The sequence below is a fragment of the Paraburkholderia acidipaludis NBRC 101816 genome, from assembly GCF_000684975.1.
GTDB lineage: Bacteria > Pseudomonadota > Gammaproteobacteria > Burkholderiales > Burkholderiaceae > Paraburkholderia > Paraburkholderia acidipaludis.
The window spans coordinates 70,269-89,746 of sequence record NZ_BAXZ01000030.1 but is presented as its reverse complement, the minus strand read 5'-3'; the positions used below and the strand labels follow the sequence as shown (position 1 = coordinate 89,746).

17 protein-coding genes are annotated in these 19,478 nt (G+C 63.0%); 15 read left to right on the top strand and 2 right to left on the bottom strand.

Annotated elements, in window-relative coordinates; genetic code table 11:
• The 9 genes from BAC01S_RS27230 to BAC01S_RS27190 all read left to right on the top strand — a co-directional run.
• The coding region (locus tag BAC01S_RS27230) for a type VI secretion system tip protein VgrG (protein ID WP_027797597.1) at positions 1-1,279 on the top strand (1,279 nt) is incomplete at its 5' end.
• Positions 1,280-1,283: 4 nt separating this feature from the next.
• The gene (locus tag BAC01S_RS27225; RefSeq protein ID WP_027797596.1) at positions 1,284-3,677 is read left to right on the top strand and encodes a hypothetical protein; all 2,394 of its coding nucleotides are present in this window, start codon (positions 1,284-1,286) and stop codon (positions 3,675-3,677) included.
• Complete coding sequence (locus BAC01S_RS34915; protein ID WP_156954555.1) at positions 3,677-4,111, top strand: hypothetical protein; 435 nt, start codon at positions 3,677-3,679, stop codon at positions 4,109-4,111. The genes BAC01S_RS27225 and BAC01S_RS34915 overlap by 1 nt, the downstream gene beginning before the upstream one ends.
• A gap of 98 nt (positions 4,112-4,209) precedes the next feature.
• Entirely contained in the window at positions 4,210-5,007 is a 798-nt protein-coding gene (locus BAC01S_RS35955) for a PAAR domain-containing protein (RefSeq protein ID WP_084168902.1), read from the top strand.
• Positions 5,008-5,017: 10 nt separating this feature from the next.
• Positions 5,018-5,893, top strand: a complete 876-nt coding sequence (locus BAC01S_RS27210) for a PAAR domain-containing protein (RefSeq protein WP_027797595.1) — start codon at positions 5,018-5,020, stop codon at positions 5,891-5,893.
• A gap of 162 nt (positions 5,894-6,055) precedes the next feature.
• Positions 6,056-6,946, top strand: coding sequence for a restriction endonuclease (locus BAC01S_RS27205; RefSeq protein ID WP_027797594.1), 891 nt, complete (start codon positions 6,056-6,058; stop codon positions 6,944-6,946).
• Between the two features lie 367 nt (positions 6,947-7,313).
• Positions 7,314-8,576: an aromatic ring-hydroxylating dioxygenase subunit alpha gene (locus BAC01S_RS27200; protein WP_245616700.1), complete on the top strand. Its 1,263-nt coding sequence runs from the start codon at positions 7,314-7,316 to the stop codon at positions 8,574-8,576.
• Positions 8,577-8,799: 223 nt separating this feature from the next.
• Entirely contained in the window at positions 8,800-9,927 is a 1,128-nt protein-coding gene (locus BAC01S_RS27195) for a porin (RefSeq protein ID WP_027797592.1), read from the top strand.
• Between the two features lie 43 nt (positions 9,928-9,970).
• Positions 9,971-10,933: a PDR/VanB family oxidoreductase gene (locus BAC01S_RS27190; RefSeq protein ID WP_027797591.1), complete on the top strand. Its 963-nt coding sequence runs from the start codon at positions 9,971-9,973 to the stop codon at positions 10,931-10,933.
• On the opposite strand, the gene BAC01S_RS32800 is transcribed toward BAC01S_RS27190, so the two are convergent.
• Positions 10,928-11,866, bottom strand: a complete 939-nt coding sequence (locus tag BAC01S_RS32800; RefSeq protein WP_043203849.1) for a LysR family transcriptional regulator — start codon at positions 11,864-11,866, stop codon at positions 10,928-10,930. The two genes, BAC01S_RS27190 and BAC01S_RS32800, sit on opposite strands and share 6 nt — an antisense overlap.
• A gap of 99 nt (positions 11,867-11,965) precedes the next feature.
• Here BAC01S_RS32800 and BAC01S_RS27180 point away from each other — a divergent pair, with 99 nt between their 5' ends.
• The 5 genes from BAC01S_RS27180 (at position 11,966) to BAC01S_RS35720 (ending at position 17,435) form a co-directional block, all read left to right on the top strand.
• On the top strand, positions 11,966-13,264 hold the full coding sequence (locus BAC01S_RS27180) for a CitMHS family transporter (protein ID WP_027797590.1): 1,299 nt from the start codon (positions 11,966-11,968) through the stop codon (positions 13,262-13,264).
• A 28-nt stretch (positions 13,265-13,292) separates the two neighbouring features.
• Positions 13,293-14,657: an acyclic terpene utilization AtuA family protein gene (locus BAC01S_RS27175; protein ID WP_027797589.1), complete on the top strand. Its 1,365-nt coding sequence runs from the start codon at positions 13,293-13,295 to the stop codon at positions 14,655-14,657.
• Between the two features lies 1 nt (position 14,658).
• Positions 14,659-14,973, top strand: coding sequence for an AtuA-related protein (locus BAC01S_RS27170; protein WP_027797588.1), 315 nt, complete (start codon positions 14,659-14,661; stop codon positions 14,971-14,973).
• Between the two features lie 230 nt (positions 14,974-15,203).
• Positions 15,204-16,364 carry a porin gene (locus BAC01S_RS27165; RefSeq protein WP_407667964.1) on the top strand — a complete coding sequence of 387 codons (1,161 nt, stop codon included), beginning with the start codon at positions 15,204-15,206 and terminating at the stop codon, positions 16,362-16,364.
• Between the two features lie 138 nt (positions 16,365-16,502).
• On the top strand, positions 16,503-17,435 hold the full coding sequence (locus BAC01S_RS35720) for a peptidoglycan DD-metalloendopeptidase family protein (RefSeq protein WP_245616699.1): 933 nt from the start codon (positions 16,503-16,505) through the stop codon (positions 17,433-17,435).
• Positions 17,436-17,483: 48 nt separating this feature from the next.
• Here BAC01S_RS35720 and BAC01S_RS27150 read toward each other — a convergent pair whose 3' ends face one another.
• Positions 17,484-18,185, bottom strand: a complete 702-nt coding sequence (locus BAC01S_RS27150; RefSeq protein ID WP_027797586.1) for a FadR/GntR family transcriptional regulator — start codon at positions 18,183-18,185, stop codon at positions 17,484-17,486.
• A 263-nt stretch (positions 18,186-18,448) separates the two neighbouring features.
• Here BAC01S_RS27150 and BAC01S_RS27145 point away from each other — a divergent pair, with 263 nt between their 5' ends.
• Positions 18,449-19,471 (top strand): zinc-binding alcohol dehydrogenase family protein, encoded by a 1,023-nt coding sequence (locus BAC01S_RS27145; protein WP_027797585.1) that lies wholly within the window; start codon positions 18,449-18,451, stop codon positions 19,469-19,471.
• The last annotated feature ends 7 nt before the right edge of the window (positions 19,472-19,478 follow it).

Sequence of the window (19,478 nt, the reverse complement as noted above, 5' to 3'; positions counted from 1 at the left end):
ACCGGCCCATACCCGCTTCAAGGCGATGCCTGCGCATCTGACGTACCGCCCGAAATTTGCCTACGAGCGGGATTGGCGTTTTCTGACGGGCCCCGTCGCTGGGGTTGTCACAACCTCCGATTCGACACCTTACGGGTGTATGGATGAATTCGGGCGTTATCCCGTTCTCCCGAAGTTCCTGCAGGGCACGGGCAATACCGACCGGCAACTGCTGAAACTGCGGCTGCTGCGCGTGTCGTCATCGGATCAGGGCGGCCTGCACGCGCCGCTGCTGCCAGGAACCGAGGTGCTGCTGGAGGCCGCGCACGGGGACGTCGATCGTCTCCACATCGGCGGCGCGCTGCACGACGTCAACCACCGCGATCCGGTCCGGGGTACGGATGCGCTGTACAGCTACGCCATCTGGCGCTCGCCGCTGCTCGGTGCCGAGGTCGTGTTCAACGACCTGCGGGGCAAGGAGAGCGCACGTATTGCGACCGTGTACAGCCAGTCGGTGTTTAACCAGGGCTACCTGCTTGACAGCAGAAAGCTGCCTCGCGGGAACGGGTTCGAGGCGACGACCCAGGGGTGGGGCGCGGTGCGTGCGGCGAAGGGGCTGTTCTTCTCGGCGGACGCGGCGGCCGGAGCCGACACGAAGCATCTGGACATGCCTGCCGCGCTCGCGCTGCTGAAGGCGGCGCTGCAGCGCGTCACGGACCTCGCGGCGGCGACGTCGCAGGCCGGGGCCGATCCTGCCGACCGGGCGACGCAGTCGGCGCTGCTCGACGGCCTGAACCAGCTTCGCGACGCGGGGCTGCTCGCGAGCGCCCCCGGCGGCATGGCGTTCGTGACGCAGAAGTCGATCCAGCACTCGGCGGGCGAGAACCTGATCGAGACCGCCCGGGACATGGACGTCAGCATTGCAAAACGTCTGCGCATGGCGGCGGGCGAGCTGATCTTGTTGTGCGCGCACAAGCTCGGCATCAATCTTGTCGCCGCGAAGGGGAGGTTGACGGCCTCGGCGCTCACCGATGGCATGGACCTGTTCGCGCAGAAGCAGATCCGCGTCGCCAGCCAGAGCGCGGACGTCCAGGTGTCGGCGAAGTCGAGGCTCACGCTGAACTGCGGCGGGGCCTCGGTCGTCCTGGAGGGTGGCAACGTCACCTTCCATTGTCCGGGCGCCTACACCATCAAGGCCGCCTCGTTTACCTTCGTTGGGCCGGACAACGTCCCGACCCAGTTGCCCCTGCTGCCGAACAGCAGCCTGAAGATTTCCGACCCGTATTCGTCATCCCACTGAAGCCATGATCATCAGCCCACCCTTTCTTCCGGCGTCGGGCCTGACGGCCAGCGACGCGTCGAAGCCGGACCCCATGATGGACCTGATCGACCAGTGCGAGATTGGCCATCACGGGGCTTGGCCGGTCACCTTCGACCGGCGTTCTCATTGCGCCATCCATCTGAACCCGGGTGAGCAGACGGAACCTGTCCGCGCGATCGCCGACGGCGAAGTCGTCGCGTACCGGGTCTGCAAGAGTGCCATCCCGGACGGCACGACTGATTCGACGACCGGGCAGCCGGTGCTGAACTCGAACGCCGGCTTCGTACTGCTGCGGCACAAGACCGACACGGGCGACGGACGCACGATCACGTATTACTCGCTCTACATGCACCTGCTGGACATGACCAGCCAGGAGCACATCGTCCCGCAACCTAACGATCCGCCGGAGGCTGGCTCGCCGAATGCACTGCCCAAATGGCTGCTCGATACGGCGGGGGGCAAGGATGGTGTGGTCCAGCCGGGGGGGACGAAGAAGGTATACCGCAAGGACGTACTTGGCTATATCGGCCAACATCAGGGCGTGGCGCACCTGCACTTCGAAATCTTCATGGCGGACGGCGATTTTACGGCCTGGTTCGACAAGGTACAGATCGGGGTGAAAACACCAGCTCAGCCGACCACGGGCAACTACTGGGGGCACAGCTATTTCGTCATTTCCGGCCCGCAAGAGTTCTATCCGCAGCCTGCCGGCATGGATGAGACCTGGTTTCCCCGTGTGCCGGGCGGCTCACTTGGCGCAGGCGATACGCTCTATGTCGAGGCATGGTTCAACAGGGGGCAGCGCTTTACGCGCGCGTGGATCGATAAGGGTGGCAGTGGCAACGTGATCTTGCTCACGCCCGCCCCCATTGCGGACCCTTATGACAACGCCCAAAAGCACTACGAATATGACCTGTATGAACGCGCGATGGCCCTCTATCCGGGTTGTCCGAGTGATGGTTATGAAATGCTGCGGTTCGGGCGCATTCTCTCGGACCATCCGACTCTGACCGGGGCGGCCTGTGCCACCTGGATCGCAGTGCCGCTCGACGAGAACGGCACGCTGGGCTATGTCAACATTGCGCCGGATGCCATCAAGAAGCTGTCCGACGCGGATTTCCCTTTCTTCACGGGGTGGCAAAAAGTCGATGGCGACAACACGCCGTTCAACGACGCTGGACGATGTGATTACGCCACGCTTTGCGGGTTGACCGGCATTCAGGATTCGCTGCCGTCGGCGCAACCGCTCGAAGCCGATCCGAACAACAACGATGAGGTCAACCTGCAGCTTGCCAGCTACGTGCAGAACACGGATGGCGTGGACGAAAAGCTCCGGGGGATGGTGTTCAAGGCGCGTAGCGAGTGGGATCCGTCCAACAACGAGGAACGCTACAAGGACCTGAACGACCCGTATGGCTTCTTTGGCAAGCAGAAAGATACCAACCCTGATGGATACACCAGGTTCACCGATTTCCTGAGCAAGTTCCAGTTTCTGGACAAGACGTCGCTTGCCGGGCAGGAGCTATGGTTTTTCCATCCGCTGGCGTTTATTCGCCACTTTAGGAAGTGTGCGTGGCTTAATGCTCAGGAAATGGCAGAGTGCTTTCCGCGTAGCCTGCTGCAGCTAGAGTTGACTCAATTTCGACCATCAAAATTGGCGTGGAATAGCGCGCTTTCACATGCGGAGAAATGGAATAAATCGTTCAATATTGGGACGAGAAAGTATGGGATTAACTCGATTCGCTTATTGCACTTTTTGTCGCACGTTATTCCTGAGACTGGGAGAATGAGCTTGGTCAAGGAGATAGGTGGTGAACAAAAATCTTATAGTCCCTATTATGGGCGGGGGCTTATTCAGCTAACGCACCTCGAAAATTACGAACCTTATGGGAATTTTCGAAAATTTCACTCTGGAGTTGTGCCCGAGAAATTCCATGCGCTTGGATGGGATCCAGATGTTTTGATCGCCAAAGATAATAGTGGGGCGCAAAATACTGATAACTGTGTCGATAGTGCTTGTTTTTATGTTGTGAAGCGAAGTGGAATGCTATCGCACGTGGATGCTGGCGTTACGCAGGACGATGCGATCAGGGCAAGTAAAGATGTTAACGGCTACGTGGCCATTGAGAATCTTAATGGATTGGAGGTTCGTCTTCAATTGGTTGTCTATTTGCGAAACATTCTTACTGATGAGATTTTTAAAAGTGAACAGGTGGCCATAACTTTTGACTGGCGGAGAAACTCCCAAAAAGAACCGGTTCTGAATGCGCAGGGTGTTCCCGTTATGGAGGGCCATCCACCGCATCAGCACCCAAAAAAGAAATTCTATAAAACGACTCATACCATCAATGTATCTATTGAACGGCAGATTTCCTAATGAAGAAAATTCTTAGTCAACTATTTGCTGCCGCTTTCGTATTATTGCCAGCAGTTGCGCACTGCGAAATTTCAGAGGAAGTATATTGCTTCGATTCGAATGGAGCGGGATCAAAGAATTTTGGCCTTTATGTTTTTTACGATGATGCTGTAAAGTGGTCTGGAGCATTTGTGAAGTATCGCGGTGTGAAATCGGCAATAACGTTAGTATCAAAGAATGAAGAGTCAGAAGAGATCAATCCGGGACGTCCGGATCAGGTGACGACTACGTGGTATGAAGTTTACGGCGGAAAAATCACGGGGGAGTATGAAATGATGAGTCAAGGTGCGAATATATATTCTATGGCTTACAAGAATTACGAGACTCGTAAGAAAATTCCGTTTACTTTTGATCCAGAGGCGTTAGGGAAAAGTGGCTCTGAATGCATTTGGTGATGTGGCGAAACCTTCTGTTTGGGTTCGTTCGATTTGAAGAATATACGGCGCATTTTTATCGATATGTGCTGAAGTTGCTAAGGGGTTTTCATTAACATATGCAATCTCCTATCCGTAAAGGCGACAAACTCGAACACGGCGGCGAAGTCACAGGCGGCTCGCCGTGGTTTGAGGTGATGGGCCGCCCTCTCGCCCGGAAGGGCGACGAGGCGACCCGATACGAAAAGCCGTACTGGCCGCAGGTACGCGTGCTGGCTGCGCCGGAGACTGCGGACCTGTACGTGGCTCATGTTCGGGAGGCGTTGCGGCTGGCTGCGCTGCCGCCACTTGAGGTCCAGGCCGTCCCCGCGACCGAGGGGCTGCTGGTCGCCGATGGGTGGCTCGACGCCCGCGATCACCGTCCGCTTCTCGCAGTCGCCGCAGCATGGTACGACGATGCCATTGACGAAGGCTGTGCCGAAGGTTGTGCCGCCGTGCTGCTCGATCCCGGTTATTTCAGGCTCCCGCCGGAAGTCCGCCACAAGGCTGCGCTGCACCGGCCCGTCCAGGGGCTCGACGGTGAAGCCGAATACGGATTTGCGAATGCCGCGATCTGGGGCAAGGCCAGGGCCGCAGCGGTGACGCGTGCGTGGATCACGCGCCCGGTTGAGCATAGCGACCGCGCCCTCGCTGCCGCGGGTTTTCAGGTCGCATCGAAGGACGCCGCACAGCACCGGCTCGATCGTATTGTCGGCAATGTGGGCGCGGCAAACGGCCTGCTGGCGATTGCCGCAGCCATGGAGGCCGGCGCCAAGGACGGCCCGCAACTGGTTGTCGATGGCCTGCAGTCAGCCATCCTCCACGTCATACCCGCAGTACAAACCAACGCTTCCACGCATGACGACTCCCAAAAATAACCTGCAGAACATGCAGCCCGAAGCCGTCGCCAGCAAACCGGCTCCGAGCCGTGCGGCGATCTGGGGCATGCCTCTCGCAGCGCTCGTCCTCGCCATCGCCGCACTCCTGCTGGTCTGGTTCGGGAATGACCGTCCTGGCATCGCGGATGGCGCACCTCGCACGCGGCTATTGATCGGTATCCCGATCGTGCTGGTTGTCGTCGTGATCGCCCATCTGTTTGCGGTATCGACGGGCGCATACGGCGGGGCTGCCAGGCTGTTCCGCTCTGAAAGCGGCGGCAGCACGAAGGCGTCGAAGCCGCTCAAACGCGATGTGCGACTGCAGCACGTGTACGAGGAGCTACGCGTTTCGCACGGCTGGCGCTGGCAACGCCGCCTGCGCTGGCTGTTGCTGAACGGCACGGATGAATGTGTCGACCAGGTCGCGCCGGGGCTCAAGCAGGCGGGCGTCATGCACGTGGGCGAAACGGTTCTCGTGCACGCCAGCCCGGACGGCATCGAGGCGGCGAAGTGGCTCGGCCAGATCCGCAGGCTGCGTCGCCGCCCGGTCGATGGCGTGGTGCACGTCGCGTGTGCAGACGATATGGATACCGAATTGCCGCGCACGCTCTCGGGTATCGCCACCTCGCTGGGGTGGGCGGCGCCGGTCGCCTTCCTGCACCCCGTCGAGGCGAAGGGCAACCCCTCCGAACGCTTCGACGAGAACGATCTTGTCTGGTGTTTCCATTGCCAGACGAACGGCCGTATTGCCTGCGTCGGGCCACGCGTGTCATCCACAGGCCCAGCCGGGCGGCAGCAGGCGCTCAGCGATGATCTGTGCCAGTGTCGCTGCAGTCCTTTGCCCCGGCTTGTCGCGTCGCAGACACGTTCGTACTGCGAGGCGTGAACCGATGCCGGACTCTTCCGCGCCCCTCGCCCGCAAACGCCACATCGCCCGTATGCAGGCGCTGGCCAGCGAGTACGATGGGCGAGGGGGTGGCCGGGCGCTGCTTGAGCGCCGAGCGTGGTTTTATGACTGAATGCTTTAACTATCGGAAAAAGGATTTGAATGGCGGAAATTACCCGGCGAAGGACTGGCCAACTGCTGCGCGCATTATTTGATCTGCTGATTTCATCACCCGATGGCTTACCGGCACGCGTCGCCTTGCAGCAGCTTGAAAGCAGGGTGACTTTGTCAAATTTTGAGAAAAGCGAATACGAGTCCGGCGGACGGCGCTTCGACAAGATCGTGCGATTTGCGACGGTCGATTGCGTGAAAGCCGGCTGGCTCGTCAAGGACAGGGGGACATGGCTGGTTACCGAAGAAGGGAAGAAAGTCTACGGGGAGATGCCGGACCCGGAGGCATTCTACAAGCAGGCGATCAAGCTCTATCGAGAGTGGCGGGCCAGCCAGCCGGATGCTGAGCCTGCCGCACCAGAAGAGTCCGATGACAGTAGCGGCAAGGCAGCCAGTATCACGCTTGAAGAGGCTGAAGAGCAGGCCTGGGAGGAGATTTCTCAGTACCTGCACCAGATGAATCCCTACGATTTCCAGTCCCTGTTCGCGGATTTGTTACGAGCGATGGGCTATTACGTCGACTGGGTCGCGCCGCCAGGCAAGGATGGAGGGCTGGACATATTGGCATGGCCAGACCCTCTCGGCACAAAACCTCCTCGAATCAAGGTCCAGGTCAAGCGTCAGGTGCAGTCGGTGAATATCGATGGCGTGCGTTCCTTCCTCGCAGTGCTAGGCGAGGATGACGTCGGCCTTTTCGTTGCCTTGGGTGGTTTCACACGCGACGCATATGAGGCGGCCAGGAATCAGGAGCGGCGTCGGCTGACGTTGATTGATATCAGACGACTCTACGATCTCTGGATTGCTCACTACAGGAATCTAAGTGACGAAGCGCGCCGTCGTATGCCCTTGCGACCGGTGTATTTTCTTTCGCCCGAGGGTTGACCTGTCTTGAACGCGCGGCGTCCGGCAGGCGCAACGGGCCCGCTGATCGTCGCGAAGGCGGTGTATGAGGTTAAGCGTATCGGCAAGCTCATCCCTCAACGGCCGTTCCTGAAACCCGGGACGAACAGCTACCTGTTTGATACCTCCGGGTGTTGCTCCAAACATACTGGCGACAAAGAATCGCATTACCGGCCTGCACGCGCGGTATCTGAAGCAGTATCCGATTCAGGCAGGCTACGCGCATGCGTCAGACGAAAGCGTCGGCGCGAGGCGCGAACCTGCGTTCCCGTATGGCATCAGGAGGAGAGCAGTCATGTTGAGCGCGGAAAAAAACAGGCTATTGACCCAGGTTGGTCCAGGAACGCCGATGGGTGAATACCTCCGCCGCTATTGGCACCCCGTTGCGGGAGCAACGGAATTCGACGACAAGGCGGTGCGCCCGATACGTTTGTTCGGCGAAGATCTCGTCTTGTTCAAGGATCTGTCCGGTCGCTACGGGCTCGTGCAACGTTATTGTCCGCATCGGAACGCGGACCTGGCATTCGGCTTCGTCGAGCGCGAGGGGCTGCGCTGCGCCTACCACGGCTGGCAGTTCGAGGCCGGCGGGCAATGCGTGCATCAGCCCTTCGAGGAAATCGTCGATCCCGAGGCGCGCCTGCGCAAGAAGACGAAGGTCGCCGCCTATGAAGTGCGCGAGAAGGCCGGCATGCTATGGGCCTACATGGGGCCTGCGCCCGCGCCGGAACTGCCGGACTGGGATCTCTTCAACTACAAAGACGGCTTTGCGCAGGCCGTTTTCGCGGAACTGCCGTGCAACTGGTTCCAGTGCCAGGAAAACTCCATCGATCCGATTCACTTCGAATGGACGCACAACAACTGGACCGCCCGCCTGCAGGATAGCGAGGCGGAGTATGTGCCCACGCATCTGAAAACGCAGTATGAGGAATTCGAATACGGGTTCGTCTACAAGCGTTTGCGGGCGGCCGAAACCGAGCAGAATCCGATGTGGACGATCGGCCGCGTGACCCTGTGGCCGAACGCGTTCTATCTCGGCCACCACTTCGAATGGCGCGTGCCGATCGACGACGAAAATACGCTCAGCGTGCTGTGGGTTTTCAGCCGGGTGCCGAAAGAGCAGGAGCCCTACGTACAGGAGCGCATCCCGTCATGGTACGGGCCGCTCTACGACGAAAACGGCGAATGGATCAAGACGCACGTGGCGAACCAGGACTTCGCGGCCTGGGTGGGGCAAGGCCGCATTACGGACCGCACGAAGGAGACGCTCGGCGCGAGCGACCGCGGCATCGTGATGCTGCGCAAGCGCTTCTTCGACGAACTCGACGCGGTGGCCGCCGGCAAGCAGCCGAAGGGGCTGATCACCGATAGCGCAATCAACCGGAACATTGCGCTGCCTTCCGCCTGCCGCGACGAACTCATCAACGGCCTGCCGCGCGAGGAGCAGCACAGGCATCCGCTACTCGGGCCTTATCTGCGCGACTTTATCGGCCAGGCCGGCCAGCCCCGGGAGGTGACGTTAGCCTACGAGGCGGCGATCGGCCAGAAGACGCAGGGTGCCGCGTCGTTCGTGGTGCATGGCGCGGTTCCCGAGGTCATTGCGGAATCCGACTAGCTGCGTAGTCCAGCGCACCGGCTTTTCGTGAGGGCGCACCACGCGGCTCACGGAAGGCCGCCCGTTGACCACTTTTGATGTAGCGACGGCATGAACAGGGGGGAGGCGAACACAGATCTATCTACTATTAATAATTCGTAGTGCTACAAATAATATGCGGAGTCTCTGGATGCCATCGCTATAAGGTCCGCACGTAACTGTCCCTCTCTACACAATCACTCTCATGAAGACCAACTTGAAATTCATCGCCGCAGCGGCGATGGCCTGTCTGTGCGCGCCAGGCTACGCACAGAGCTCGATTACGCTGTATGGCCTGCTGGATGAGGGCATAACCTACGTCAGCAACGAGGGCGGCAATCGTTTCATTGGCGCCATGTCGGGCGTGAACTTCGGCAGCCGTTGGGGCCTGCGCGGCACGGAGGTGCTCGGCGACGGCTATAGCGCGATTTTCGACCTCGAAAGCGACCTCGATATCAATACGGGCTCCTACGTTCCGGGCATCGGCAGCGCGCTGTTCGGGCGGCAGGCCTGGGTGGGTCTGTCGACACCATACGGCACCGTCACGCTCGGTCGCCAGTACGACTTCGCGTGGGACTTCATGACGCTTGGCTACTTCAGCCCGGCGGGCTATGCGCTGGCGACCGGCGGCCATATCGGCGACGTGGACCGGCAGGGCGGCGACCGACTGAATAATGCGGTCAAATACACGACACCGGTCTACGACGGGGTCCAGCTGGGGCTCATGTATGCCTTCGGCAACGTACCGGGCAGCCTGGCCAGGGACAGCGCGTTCAGCACGGGGCTGCGCTACGACGGCGGCAAGCTGCAGCTCGCCGCCGTCTATACGAGCGTGAGGAATCCTGCGTTCTTCGACCCTTATGGGCAATTGGGCGTATCGTCGTTCCTCGGCCAGGCAACGACCTCGAACGGCGCGGATGCCTACCCCGGCGGCAACTTCGCAATCGACCGGCAGTCGTCGGCGGAGTTCGGGGCGTCGTATAGCTTCGGCAACCTGACGGCGGCAGGCAACATTACGGCCACGACGTTCAAGGGTTACGGCCAGTCGCAGACGGTCTGGATCTACGAAGGCGGGGTGATCTGGCAGGTCACGCCGTTCCTGCAGGGCATTGCCGCCTACGAGTACGAGCGGACCGACCACGTCCACTGGAACCAGCCGACGGTGGGAGCCTATTACTTCCTCTCGAAGCGCACGAGCTTCTACGCGGCGGTGTCGTACCAGGTCGCTTCGGGCGATGCGGTCGCCCAGCAGGGACAGGACTTCTACTGGTACACGCCTTCGTCGAATCATGAACAAGCGGCCGCTCGTATCGCGATCATCCATAAGTTCTGACTCCCCGTGCGCGGTATGAATTCTGTTTTATGGATTGAAAACGATGACGTATTCCCCCTTGTTGCAGGCACGCGTGCGAACGCTGCGCTACGAAGCCGCTGGTGTGCTGAGCATCGAGCTCGTGCCCGAAGCCGGCCACCGCTTTCCGGCCTTCACGGCAGGTTCCCATATCGATCTGCACCTGCCGAACGGCGCGACGCGCAGCTACTCGCTCGTCAATTCGCCCGATGAAACGGACCGCTACGTACTGGGTGTGCTGCTCGATCCGAAGAGCCGCGGGGGATCGCGCTTCGTGCACGAGAGTCTGCGCTGCGGCGCCGTATTGACGATCGGCGCGCCGCGCAACCATTTCGCGCTCGACGAGAGCGCCGCGGAAAGCGTGCTGATTGCGGGCGGCATCGGCGTGACGCCGATTCTTTGCCTGTACCGGCGCCTGCGCGAACTGGGCAGGGCGGCGCGCGTGGTCTATTGCGCGCGCAGCCGCACGCAGGCGGCCTTTCTCGATGCATTCGCGGCGCTCGGCGGCGATGTTGCGCTGTGGTTCGACGACGAGCACGACGGTCAGGCGTTCGATCTGGCGGCTTTTCTGGCTGCGCAGAGCCAGGATGTCCACGCCTATTGCTGCGGGCCGCTGCCCATGCTGGCTGCGTACGAGGCGGCCTGCGCGTGTGCCGGCATCCTCAACGTGCACCTCGAACGTTTTGCGGCCGATCCGGCCGCGCTCGCGGCTCCGGCCGGCGCTTACGTCGTGCACCTCCAGCGCAGCGGCCGGACGATCGACGTGCCGGCCGGGGCGCGCCTGCTCGACACGCTGCTCGCGGCGGGGATGGCGTGCGACTATAGCTGCGGCGAGGGGATTTGCGGGGCCTGCGAAACGGCGGTGCTCGAAGGCACGCCCGAGCATCGCGACAGCGTGCTGAGCGAGGCCGAGCGGTCGGCCGGAAAGTCCATGATGATCTGCGTCTCCGGGGCGAGAAGCGGCAGCCGGCTCGTGCTGGATCTATGAAGCCCGCGGCGACTGGCGCCTGCCGGCAGGGGTAGGGCCGTTCTTCTGGCCCAGCCGGCTCAGCATGAGCCTGACGAACGCATCGGTTACGCCCGGCAGCGTACGCCCGCGCTTTTTCACGAGCGCCGTGGCGCGCACGAAGGCCGGATCGTCGATCGGCCTCGCGATCAGTTCGGGTTCTGCCAGCACCTCGCGCGCGCTTTGCGGCAGGATCGTGAGGCCCAGGCCGCCGCGCACCATGGCCACGGCCGTCATCATATAGGTGGGCTCGCAGGCGATATCGGGCGTCGCGCCGCTCGCCTTGAGCGCCGCATCCACCACGCTGCGCACGCTCGTGCCCGGCGCGGTCAGCACGAGCGGCGAGCGCGCGAGATCCGCCACGCCGATGCGCCGCTTGCGGGCCAGCGCATGCGTTTTCGGGCAGACCGCCACCAGCCGGTCGGAGCCGCTATAGAGCACTTCGAACGAGGCGTCGAACACATCGCTGCCGGTCAGCCCGATATCCACTTCCTCGCTGCGCACGAGTGCAAGGACGTGACTTGCCACCGCGTCGCGGATCAGAAACGTCGAGCGCGGCACCTGCTGCCGGAATGCGCGGATCAGGTCGGGCAGCGTGCTCGCCGCGAAGGTGGGCAGGCATGCGAGCCGGACCGTGCCGCTCGATCCGTCGCCCAGCGCGCGTGCGTCGCGCAGCACGCGCTCCATGTCTTCCAGCGAGCGCTGCAGCAGCGGCAGCAGTTCGCGGCCCGTCTGCGTGAGCGTCACGCTGCGGCTGTTGCGGTCGAAGAGCCGCGCGCCGACGATCTCCTCCAGGCGCCGGATCTGCACGGTCAACGCCGGCTGCGAGAGATGCAGCTGCGCGGCGGCGCGCGTGAAGTTGCCGGCCGTCGCCACGGTGACGAATGCGCGAATTTCCCGCAGATTCAGATCCATAACGTTCCCTGATTGCTGCAATCAAATCATTTCAATTGCGTTATTGCAGCGTCGAACTTACCCTCGCTCTCATCAAAAGACAAGACCGGAGACACGACCATGCTGCCTGTGCTGGGGCTTCTTACGATTGCCGTCCTGCTGGGCGCCATCCTTTCGCGGCGCATGTCGCCGCTCGTCGCGCTCATCATCGTGCCTGTCGCGGCCTCGCTGATCGGTGGTTTCGGATTCCATACGAGCAAGTTCGTGATCGACGGGCTGAAGAGTCTCGCGCCCGTGGTCGGCATGTTCGTGTTTGCGATCCTGTACTTCGGCACCATCACGGACGCCGGCACGCTCGACCCGATCATCGACCGCATCCTGCGGGCCGTGGGCACGCGTCCCACGCGCATCGTCATGGGCACGACGCTGCTCGCGCTCCTGATCCACCTGGACGGCTCGGGCGCCGTGTGCTTTCTCGTGACGATTCCGGCCATGCTGCCGCTCTACGACCGGCTGCGAATGGATCGGCGCGTGCTGGCCGCGGCGGCTTCGATGGCGGCGGGCATCAACTTCCTGCCGTGGACGGGGCCGATGATTCGCGCTTCCGCGTCGCTGCATCTGCCCGTTTCGGCGTTGTTCAATCCGCTGATTCCGGTGCAGGCGATCGGCCTCGTATTCGTGTTCGGCGCGGCCTGGTGGCTTGGGCGCCGCGAGGAGAAGCGTCTTGGCGCGGCCACGGCGGGTGGCGAAATCGCCTTGCCGAAGCGCGAGCTGACCCCCGAGGAAGCGGCGCTGCGGCGCCCGCGCAACTTCTGGTTCAACATCGTGCTCACGGTGATCGTGCTCGGCACGATGGTGGTGATGGGCGAGAAGATTCCGCCCGCGCTCGTGTTCATGGTGGGCCTGTGCATCGCGCTGATGGTGAACTACCCGAACGTCGACATGCAGCGCAAGCGCATCGACGCCCACGCGCGCGCGGCGCTGATGATGGCCGGCATCCTGCTGGCGGCGGGCGTGTTCACCGGCGTCATGCAGGGCAGCGGCATGCTCAAGGCGATGGCGCAGGCGGCGGTGGGCTTCGTGCCGCCGTCGCTCGCGAGTCACATTCCCGTCGTGCTGGGGCTGCTGGCCATGCCGCTCAGCATGCTGTTCGATCCCGATTCGTTTTACTTCGGCGTACTGCCGGTCATCGCCGAGGTGGCCGGGCAATTCGGCGTGCCTGCCGCGCACGTGGGCCAGGCCGCGCTGCTGGGCCAGATGACAACGGGCTTTCCCGTGAGTCCGCTCACGCCCGCGACGTTCCTCGTGGTCGGCCTGTGCGGCATCGAACTGGCCGAGCACCAGAAGTTCACGTTTCCGCTGCTGTTCGGCGCATCGATCGTGATGACGATCGCCTGCGTCGTGCTGGGTATTTTCTGATCAGGTTCTATCGGATGGTGATGTCGAAATGAATGCAACCCAAGGGACGCCGACCCGGAGCGTGAGGATAGGCGCCGGCGCTGGATATTCGGGAGACCGGATCGAACCGGCTGTCGAGCTGGTGGAGCACGGCAAGCTCGATTATCTGGTGTTCGAGTGCCTCGCGGAGCGAACCATCGCCATTGCACAGCAGGCAAGGCGCCAGGATCCGCGGCTCGGCTACGATCCGCTGCTCGAGGCGCGCATGCGCGCCGTGCTGCCCGGCGCCGCGCGCAACGGTGTGCGCATTATCTCGAACATGGGGGCTGCCAATCCGCAGGCAGCCGCGCGCAGGACGGCGGAGATCGCGCGCGAGCTTGGCTTGGGAGAACTGAAGATCGCGGCGGTGAGCGGCGACGACGTGCTCGATGTCGTGCTGCGTGAGCCGTTTCGCTTCGAGGAGTCGGGCGATGACGTCGCGCGCTACCGCGAGCGCATCGTTTCGGCGAATGCGTATCTTGGCGCGGCGCCGATCGTCGACGCACTCGCCGCCGGTGCCGATATCGTGCTGACGGGCCGCGTGGCGGACCCGTCGCTGTTCACGGCGCCGCTCATTCACGAGTTCGGCTGGCGCTTCGACGACTGGGCCGCGCTCGGCCAGGCGACCGTGGTCGGCCATCTGCTCGAATGCGCGGGGCAGGTCACGGGCGGCTATTTTGCCGACCCGGGCTACAAGGACGTGCCCGATCTCGCGCGCCTCGGCTTCCCGATCGGCGAGGTCGCGGCCGACGGCTCGGTCGTGATCACGAAGTTGCCGCAGGCAGGCGGGCGCGTTAGCGCGGCGACGTGCAAGGAACAGCTTATCTACGAGATTCACGATCCGGCCCGCTACCTGCAGCCGGACGTCGTTGCCGATTTCACGGAGGTGGCCATTGCCGAGGAAGCGGCCGACCGCGTGCGCGTGACCGGCGGCTGCGGAAGCGCACGGACGGACACGCTGAAGGTTTCGGTGGCCTATGTCGACGGCTTCATCGGCGAAGGACAAATCTCGTATGGCGGGCCAGGCGCCGTTGCCAGGGCGCAGCTCGCACTCGATATCGTGCGTGCGCGCCTGGCGGCGACGGGCGTGGCCACGAGTGAATTGCGTTTCGATCTGATCGGGCTGAATTCGCTGTATGGACAAACGGGCGCCGCGCAACGCAGCGAACCGGCCGAAGTGCGCGTGCGCGTGGCAGGCCGCACGGGCGATGCACAGGAGGCGCTGCGCATCGGCAACGAGGTCGAAACGCTCTATACGAACGGGCCCGCGGGCGGCGGCGGCGTGACGAAGTCGGTGCGCGAGGTGCTGGCCGTGCAGTCGGTGCTGTTGCCGCGCGGCCTCGTTAAGCCCGGCTTCGCTTTCGTGGAGGCATGAGATGAAACTACGCGAACTCGCGCATTCGCGCACGGGTGACAAGGGCAATACGCTCAACGTTTCGGTGATCTGCCACGATCCGAAGCACTACGAATATTTGCGCGAGACGCTGAGCGCGGAGTGCGTCAAGGCGTGGCTTGCGGATTTCGTGCGTGGCGACGTGGTGCGTTATGAGCTGCCACGACTCGCCGCGTTCAACTTCGTGCTCGGCCAGGCGTTGGGCGGCGGCGTGACGCGCTCGCTCGCGCTCGACGCGCATGGAAAGTCGGTCAGCTCGATCGTGCTCGATCTCGAGATCGAGGCTCCGGCTGAATAGCGACACGTCTAAATCCGTCCGACGCGATACGCGTGCGACGGATTGCAGCAGTCGTTCCCGTTTGGCATGCAAACTTTGCGCGCGCGCAATAGCTGTAGGAATACGCCTTCCGCGTTGCAGGCAAGCAACCATCGGATCCCTCGGCGGCGATTATATTCTCGCCCGTCCGGCTGGGCGAAATCGCCCTGCCGATCTGCAAACCGCAGACGGATGCCGGCCGGAAAACGGGAATGAACACGATGAAACTGAATCTCAAGAAGACGTTGGTTGCTTTCGGCGTGCTGGGTGCGTTCAGCGTTGCGGCGCATGCGCAAAGCAGCGTCACCCTCTATGGCTCGCTCGATGTCGGCCTGCTGTACGTCAATAACTGGCAGGGTCATAGCAATTGGCTGGAAAACAGCAGCACGCTGTCGAACACGTATTTCGGCTTGCGCGGCGCGGAAGACCTGGGTGGCGGCAACAAGGCGATCTTCCGGCTGGAGAGCGGCTTCGATCTGACGAACGGCGGCTTTGCGGGCAACGGGCTCTTTAACCGTCAGGCTTACGTCGGTCTCCAGAGCAAGGACTACGGCACGCTCACGCTGGGCCGCCAGTACGATTCCGTGGTCGATTACCTGTCGCCGCTGTCGCTGGCTGGCCAGGCCGGTGGCGTCAACGTCGCGGCGCATCCGCTGAACAACGACAACATCGGCGCCCAGTACTCCATTGCCAATGCGGTCAAGTACGAGAGCATCAACTATTCGGGCTTCCACTTCGGCTCGCTGTACGGTTTCAGCAATCAGGCCGGCGGTTTCGCCAACGGCCGCGCATGGAGTGTCGGCGCCGGCTATTCGAACGGTCCGCTGACGATTGCCGCGGCTTACGACCAGTCGAACGACGACCCCAATGGCGTTGCCAATACGGGTGGCGCGGTCGTGGTTCCGCAAGGTGCGAGCCTGCAGCGCACCTACGGCGTGGGCGCGAACTATGCGTTCGGCCCGGGCACGGTCGGCGTGCTCTGGACGCAGACCCAGCTTCAGAATACGAATCTCGCGGGTGCGAATCTTCCCCTCGACGCGCGCTTCGACAACATCGAGCTGAACGGCACCTACGGGCTCATGCCGGGGCTGGCACTCGTGGGCGAGTACACGTACACCTGGGGCAAGACGTCGGGTTCGGGCACGGAATCGAGCAGTCCGGAATGGCATTCGGTAACGCTGGGCGTGGACTATTCGCTCAGCAAGCGCACCGACCTGTATTTTGCCGGTGTGTACCAGCACGCCGCGGGCGACATCTACAACGACGGCCAGGGCTACGTCCTGAACAACTCGACGTCCATCGCCGGTCTGCTGCCGGCCTCGTCGACGCCCAATCAGGTGGGTGTCGCCGCCGGTATGCGTCACCGCTTCTAAATCCGGTATCGGGTCGGCCCGGCACCGGGCTGATTTCGCCGTACTCTGTGTCGACGGGCGTGCCAGCTACGATTCGCGGCTGGCACGCCCGTTGTGTTTGACACCATCTTGCCCGTACTCCCGCGGGAACAGAACGCCATGAAAGGTTTCGCAAGGCTGGCCCTGGCCGCCGCCGTACTGGTTCAACTCGCCGCATGCGCGGGAATCGACCGTAGCCACGAGGAGGCTTTGAACTGGGCCGCCGATATCGACGTGACGCAGGTGCAGGATGACGTGGCGATCCGTCTGCCGGAAAACGTGCTGTTCGACTTCGGCAGCTCGGATCTGCGCGCCGATACTCGCGCCGCCATTGCTCGTTCGGCCGCGATCGTGGCACGCAGCGACAAGCCCGTTGTAGTCGAGGGGCACACCGACAATGTCGGATCACGCGAGTCCAATCGGGCTCTCTCCGAAGCGCGTGCCCAGGTCGTTGCAGCGGCACTGGAGCGCGATGGGATTCCCGCCGCCCGCATGACGATTCGCGGCTACGCCTCCGATCATCCGATTGCGGACAACAACACCGCAGAAGGGCGCACGCAGAATCGCCGGGCGGAAATCAGGATCGTGGACGAGTCGGTCGACAAGGTGCTCGGCAAAGAAGCCGCGCCCTCTCGCGAACGGCCTGCAATGCCGGCTCCGGCTGGAGCGGCAGAAAACGCAGCCACGCATTTCATCTGGCCGGCACAAGGCCATGTCGCTCAAGCCTTCGTTGAGGGGAAAACGCGCGGGATGCTGATGGCCGGAAATGCGGGCGAGCCTGTGAAGGCGGTTGCGAGCGGTTTCGTCGTCTATGCGGGCAACGCCGTGGAAGCCTATGGGCCGCTTGTCATCGTCCAGCACCGCGACGGATTCGTGACGGCCTATGCGCACAACGGACGTGTGCTCGTCAAAAGCCGCCAGACGGTCGCGCAGGGGCAACCCATTGCGGAAATGGGTGCGGACGCAAACGGTAACGGCATGCTGCAGTTTGAGATCCGCCGCAACGGTCAGCAGCTCGATCCTCTGAAGTACCTTCCCGAAGCGGTAAATTGAATCGCGGGCGTTGCGGCGAGCGTCGGCACGCCCGCGCACGCCGCTAGTTCAACCGCGCCGCGCCATCACGCGTTCGAGTGAAATCTTCAGATGCCGCTGCATCGCGGCCTGCGCCTGGATCGCGTCGCGCGCTTCGAGCGCTTCCAGAATGTCGCGATGTTCGGCAAGCGCCGCGAGCCACGTTGTCTCGCTCTCGAAGTGGTCGCGCAGCTTCGAGGAAAGCGGGGTATGGCGCTTGTCGAATAGCGTCTCCACGGTTTGCACGAGGATCTCGTTGCCCGTCATCTGCGCGATCGCGACATGGAACGCGCGGTCTTCCGCTTCCGGAACGTGCCCGGCGTGGACTTCGCGCTCCATCGTGTGGAAGATCGTGCGCAGCGCTTTCAGGTTTTTGGGCGTGCAGAATGCCGCAATGCTTCCCGCAATCGCGCCTTCCAGCACGGCGCGCGCGTTCATGATGTCGACGAGGCTGTCGCCAAGCGCTTCCTCGTCCGGCGCCGCATGCGGGGCCGCCGAGCCCGCCGCGCAGACGTAAACGCCGGACCCCATCCGGATCTCCACCCGCCCCTCCAGCTCCAGCACCACCAGCGCCTCGCGCACCGAAGGCCGCGATACGCCGAGCCGTTCGGCCAGCGCGCGTTCGGAAGGCAGACGCCCGTTGCGCGCGAAGTCCGGCTCGTCGATCAGCGCGCGCAGCTTGTCGGCGATCTGCAGGTAGAGGCGGCGGGATTCGGCGGGTTTGGCGACCACGGGGGTTCCTGTCGTTGGCTGCTGTCGTTGGGTGATGCCGCGGGCCTCGCACGGCCCCAAAGCGGAAAGCCGCGATTGTAAATCGAAGCGCCCGCGGCCCGGCCCATGTGCGTGCGGCGCGGCCCCGACCCCCGGGTAAAGGTGGCTTGACCAATTCTATTATGGCTTGTATTTTCGCAACTGGTCAGGCCACTCTGGAATGCGTGGCCGGCGCGCGTCGCGTTCCGGGACGCGCGTTTCTTTGCACGCAGCCCAACCCTTCCATGAAAACCGTCATCTGCGAACAACCGGGCCGGCTCGAAATCGTCGAACGGCCGAAACCCGAGGCCGCCCCCGGCGACGTGCTGATCCGCGTAAAGCGTATCGGCGTCTGCGGCACCGATCTGCACATCTTCACGGGCAACCAGCCCTATCTGTCGTATCCGCGCGTGATGGGCCACGAGCTCTCCGGCGTCGTCGAGTCGGCGCCGGCCGGCGCGCGCGTGAAGGCGGGCGATGCCGTCTACGTGATGCCCTACCTGTCGTGCGGACGCTGCATTGCCTGCCGTGCGGGCAAGACCAATTGCTGCACGAACATTCGCGTGCTGGGCGTGCATGCGGACGGCGGCATGGCCGAATACCTCGCGGTGCCGCACGAGTTCGTGTTCCCGGCGCATGGCGTCTCGCTCGACCAGGCCGCGATGATCGAATTTCTCGCCATCGGCGCGCATGCAGTGGCGCGGGCCGACGTGCAGGCCGGCGCGCGCGTGCTCGTGGTCGGCGCGGGGCCGATCGGCATGGCGGCTCTGATCTTCGCCAGGCTGCGCGGCGCGCGCGCCGTGGTGCTCGACGGCCGCGCCGACCGGCTGGCGGTCTGCCAGGCGGCGCTCAAGGCCGACTCCATCGTGACGCTCGATACGACGGGCGCGTGCGCTGACGCGCGTGCGCTCGGCGAGTGGACGGACGGCGAATACTTCGACGTCGTGTTCGACGCCACGGGCAACGCGGGCGCGATGGAGCGCGGCCTCGAATTCGTCGCGCATGGCGGCAAATACGTGCTGATCTCGATCGTCAATGCGCGCATCGGCTTCTCCGATCCGGAGTTCCACAAGCGCGAGACGACGCTGCTCGCGAGCCGCAATGCGACGCCGGCCGACTTCGAGACCGTGCTCGATGCCATGCGCGCGGGCAAGATCCCCACCGAAGTGCTGAACACGCACCGGCTCGAACTCGATACGTTGCCCGAAACATTTCCGGGGCTGCTCGCACCCGAGGCTGGGGTGATCAAGGCGCTCGTCGCCTGCTGAAAGGGAA

Excerpts from the sequence above, each read along its gene's own strand:
- BAC01S_RS27225 (WP_027797596.1), top strand. The coding sequence starts at position 1,284 with ATGATCATCAGCCCACCCTTTCTTCCGGCGTCGGGCCTGACGGCCAGC.
- BAC01S_RS34915 (WP_156954555.1), top strand. The coding sequence starts at position 3,677 with ATGAAGAAAATTCTTAGTCAACTATTTGCTGCCGCTTTCGTATTATTG.
- BAC01S_RS35955 (WP_084168902.1), top strand. The coding sequence starts at position 4,210 with ATGCAATCTCCTATCCGTAAAGGCGACAAACTCGAACACGGCGGCGAA.
- BAC01S_RS27210 (WP_027797595.1), top strand. The coding sequence starts at position 5,018 with ATGCAGCCCGAAGCCGTCGCCAGCAAACCGGCTCCGAGCCGTGCGGCG.
- BAC01S_RS27205 (WP_027797594.1), top strand. The coding sequence starts at position 6,056 with ATGGCGGAAATTACCCGGCGAAGGACTGGCCAACTGCTGCGCGCATTA.
- BAC01S_RS27200 (WP_245616700.1), top strand. The coding sequence starts at position 7,314 with ATGGGTGAATACCTCCGCCGCTATTGGCACCCCGTTGCGGGAGCAACG.
- BAC01S_RS27195 (WP_027797592.1), top strand. The coding sequence starts at position 8,800 with ATGAAGACCAACTTGAAATTCATCGCCGCAGCGGCGATGGCCTGTCTG.
- BAC01S_RS27190 (WP_027797591.1), top strand. The coding sequence starts at position 9,971 with ATGACGTATTCCCCCTTGTTGCAGGCACGCGTGCGAACGCTGCGCTAC.
- BAC01S_RS32800 (WP_043203849.1), bottom strand. The coding sequence starts at position 11,866 with ATGGATCTGAATCTGCGGGAAATTCGCGCATTCGTCACCGTGGCGACG.
- BAC01S_RS27180 (WP_027797590.1), top strand. The coding sequence starts at position 11,966 with ATGCTGCCTGTGCTGGGGCTTCTTACGATTGCCGTCCTGCTGGGCGCC.
- BAC01S_RS27175 (WP_027797589.1), top strand. The coding sequence starts at position 13,293 with ATGAATGCAACCCAAGGGACGCCGACCCGGAGCGTGAGGATAGGCGCC.
- BAC01S_RS27170 (WP_027797588.1), top strand. The coding sequence starts at position 14,659 with ATGAAACTACGCGAACTCGCGCATTCGCGCACGGGTGACAAGGGCAAT.
- BAC01S_RS27165 (WP_407667964.1), top strand. The coding sequence starts at position 15,204 with ATGAACACGATGAAACTGAATCTCAAGAAGACGTTGGTTGCTTTCGGC.
- BAC01S_RS35720 (WP_245616699.1), top strand. The coding sequence starts at position 16,503 with ATGAAAGGTTTCGCAAGGCTGGCCCTGGCCGCCGCCGTACTGGTTCAA.
- BAC01S_RS27145 (WP_027797585.1), top strand. The coding sequence starts at position 18,449 with ATGAAAACCGTCATCTGCGAACAACCGGGCCGGCTCGAAATCGTCGAA.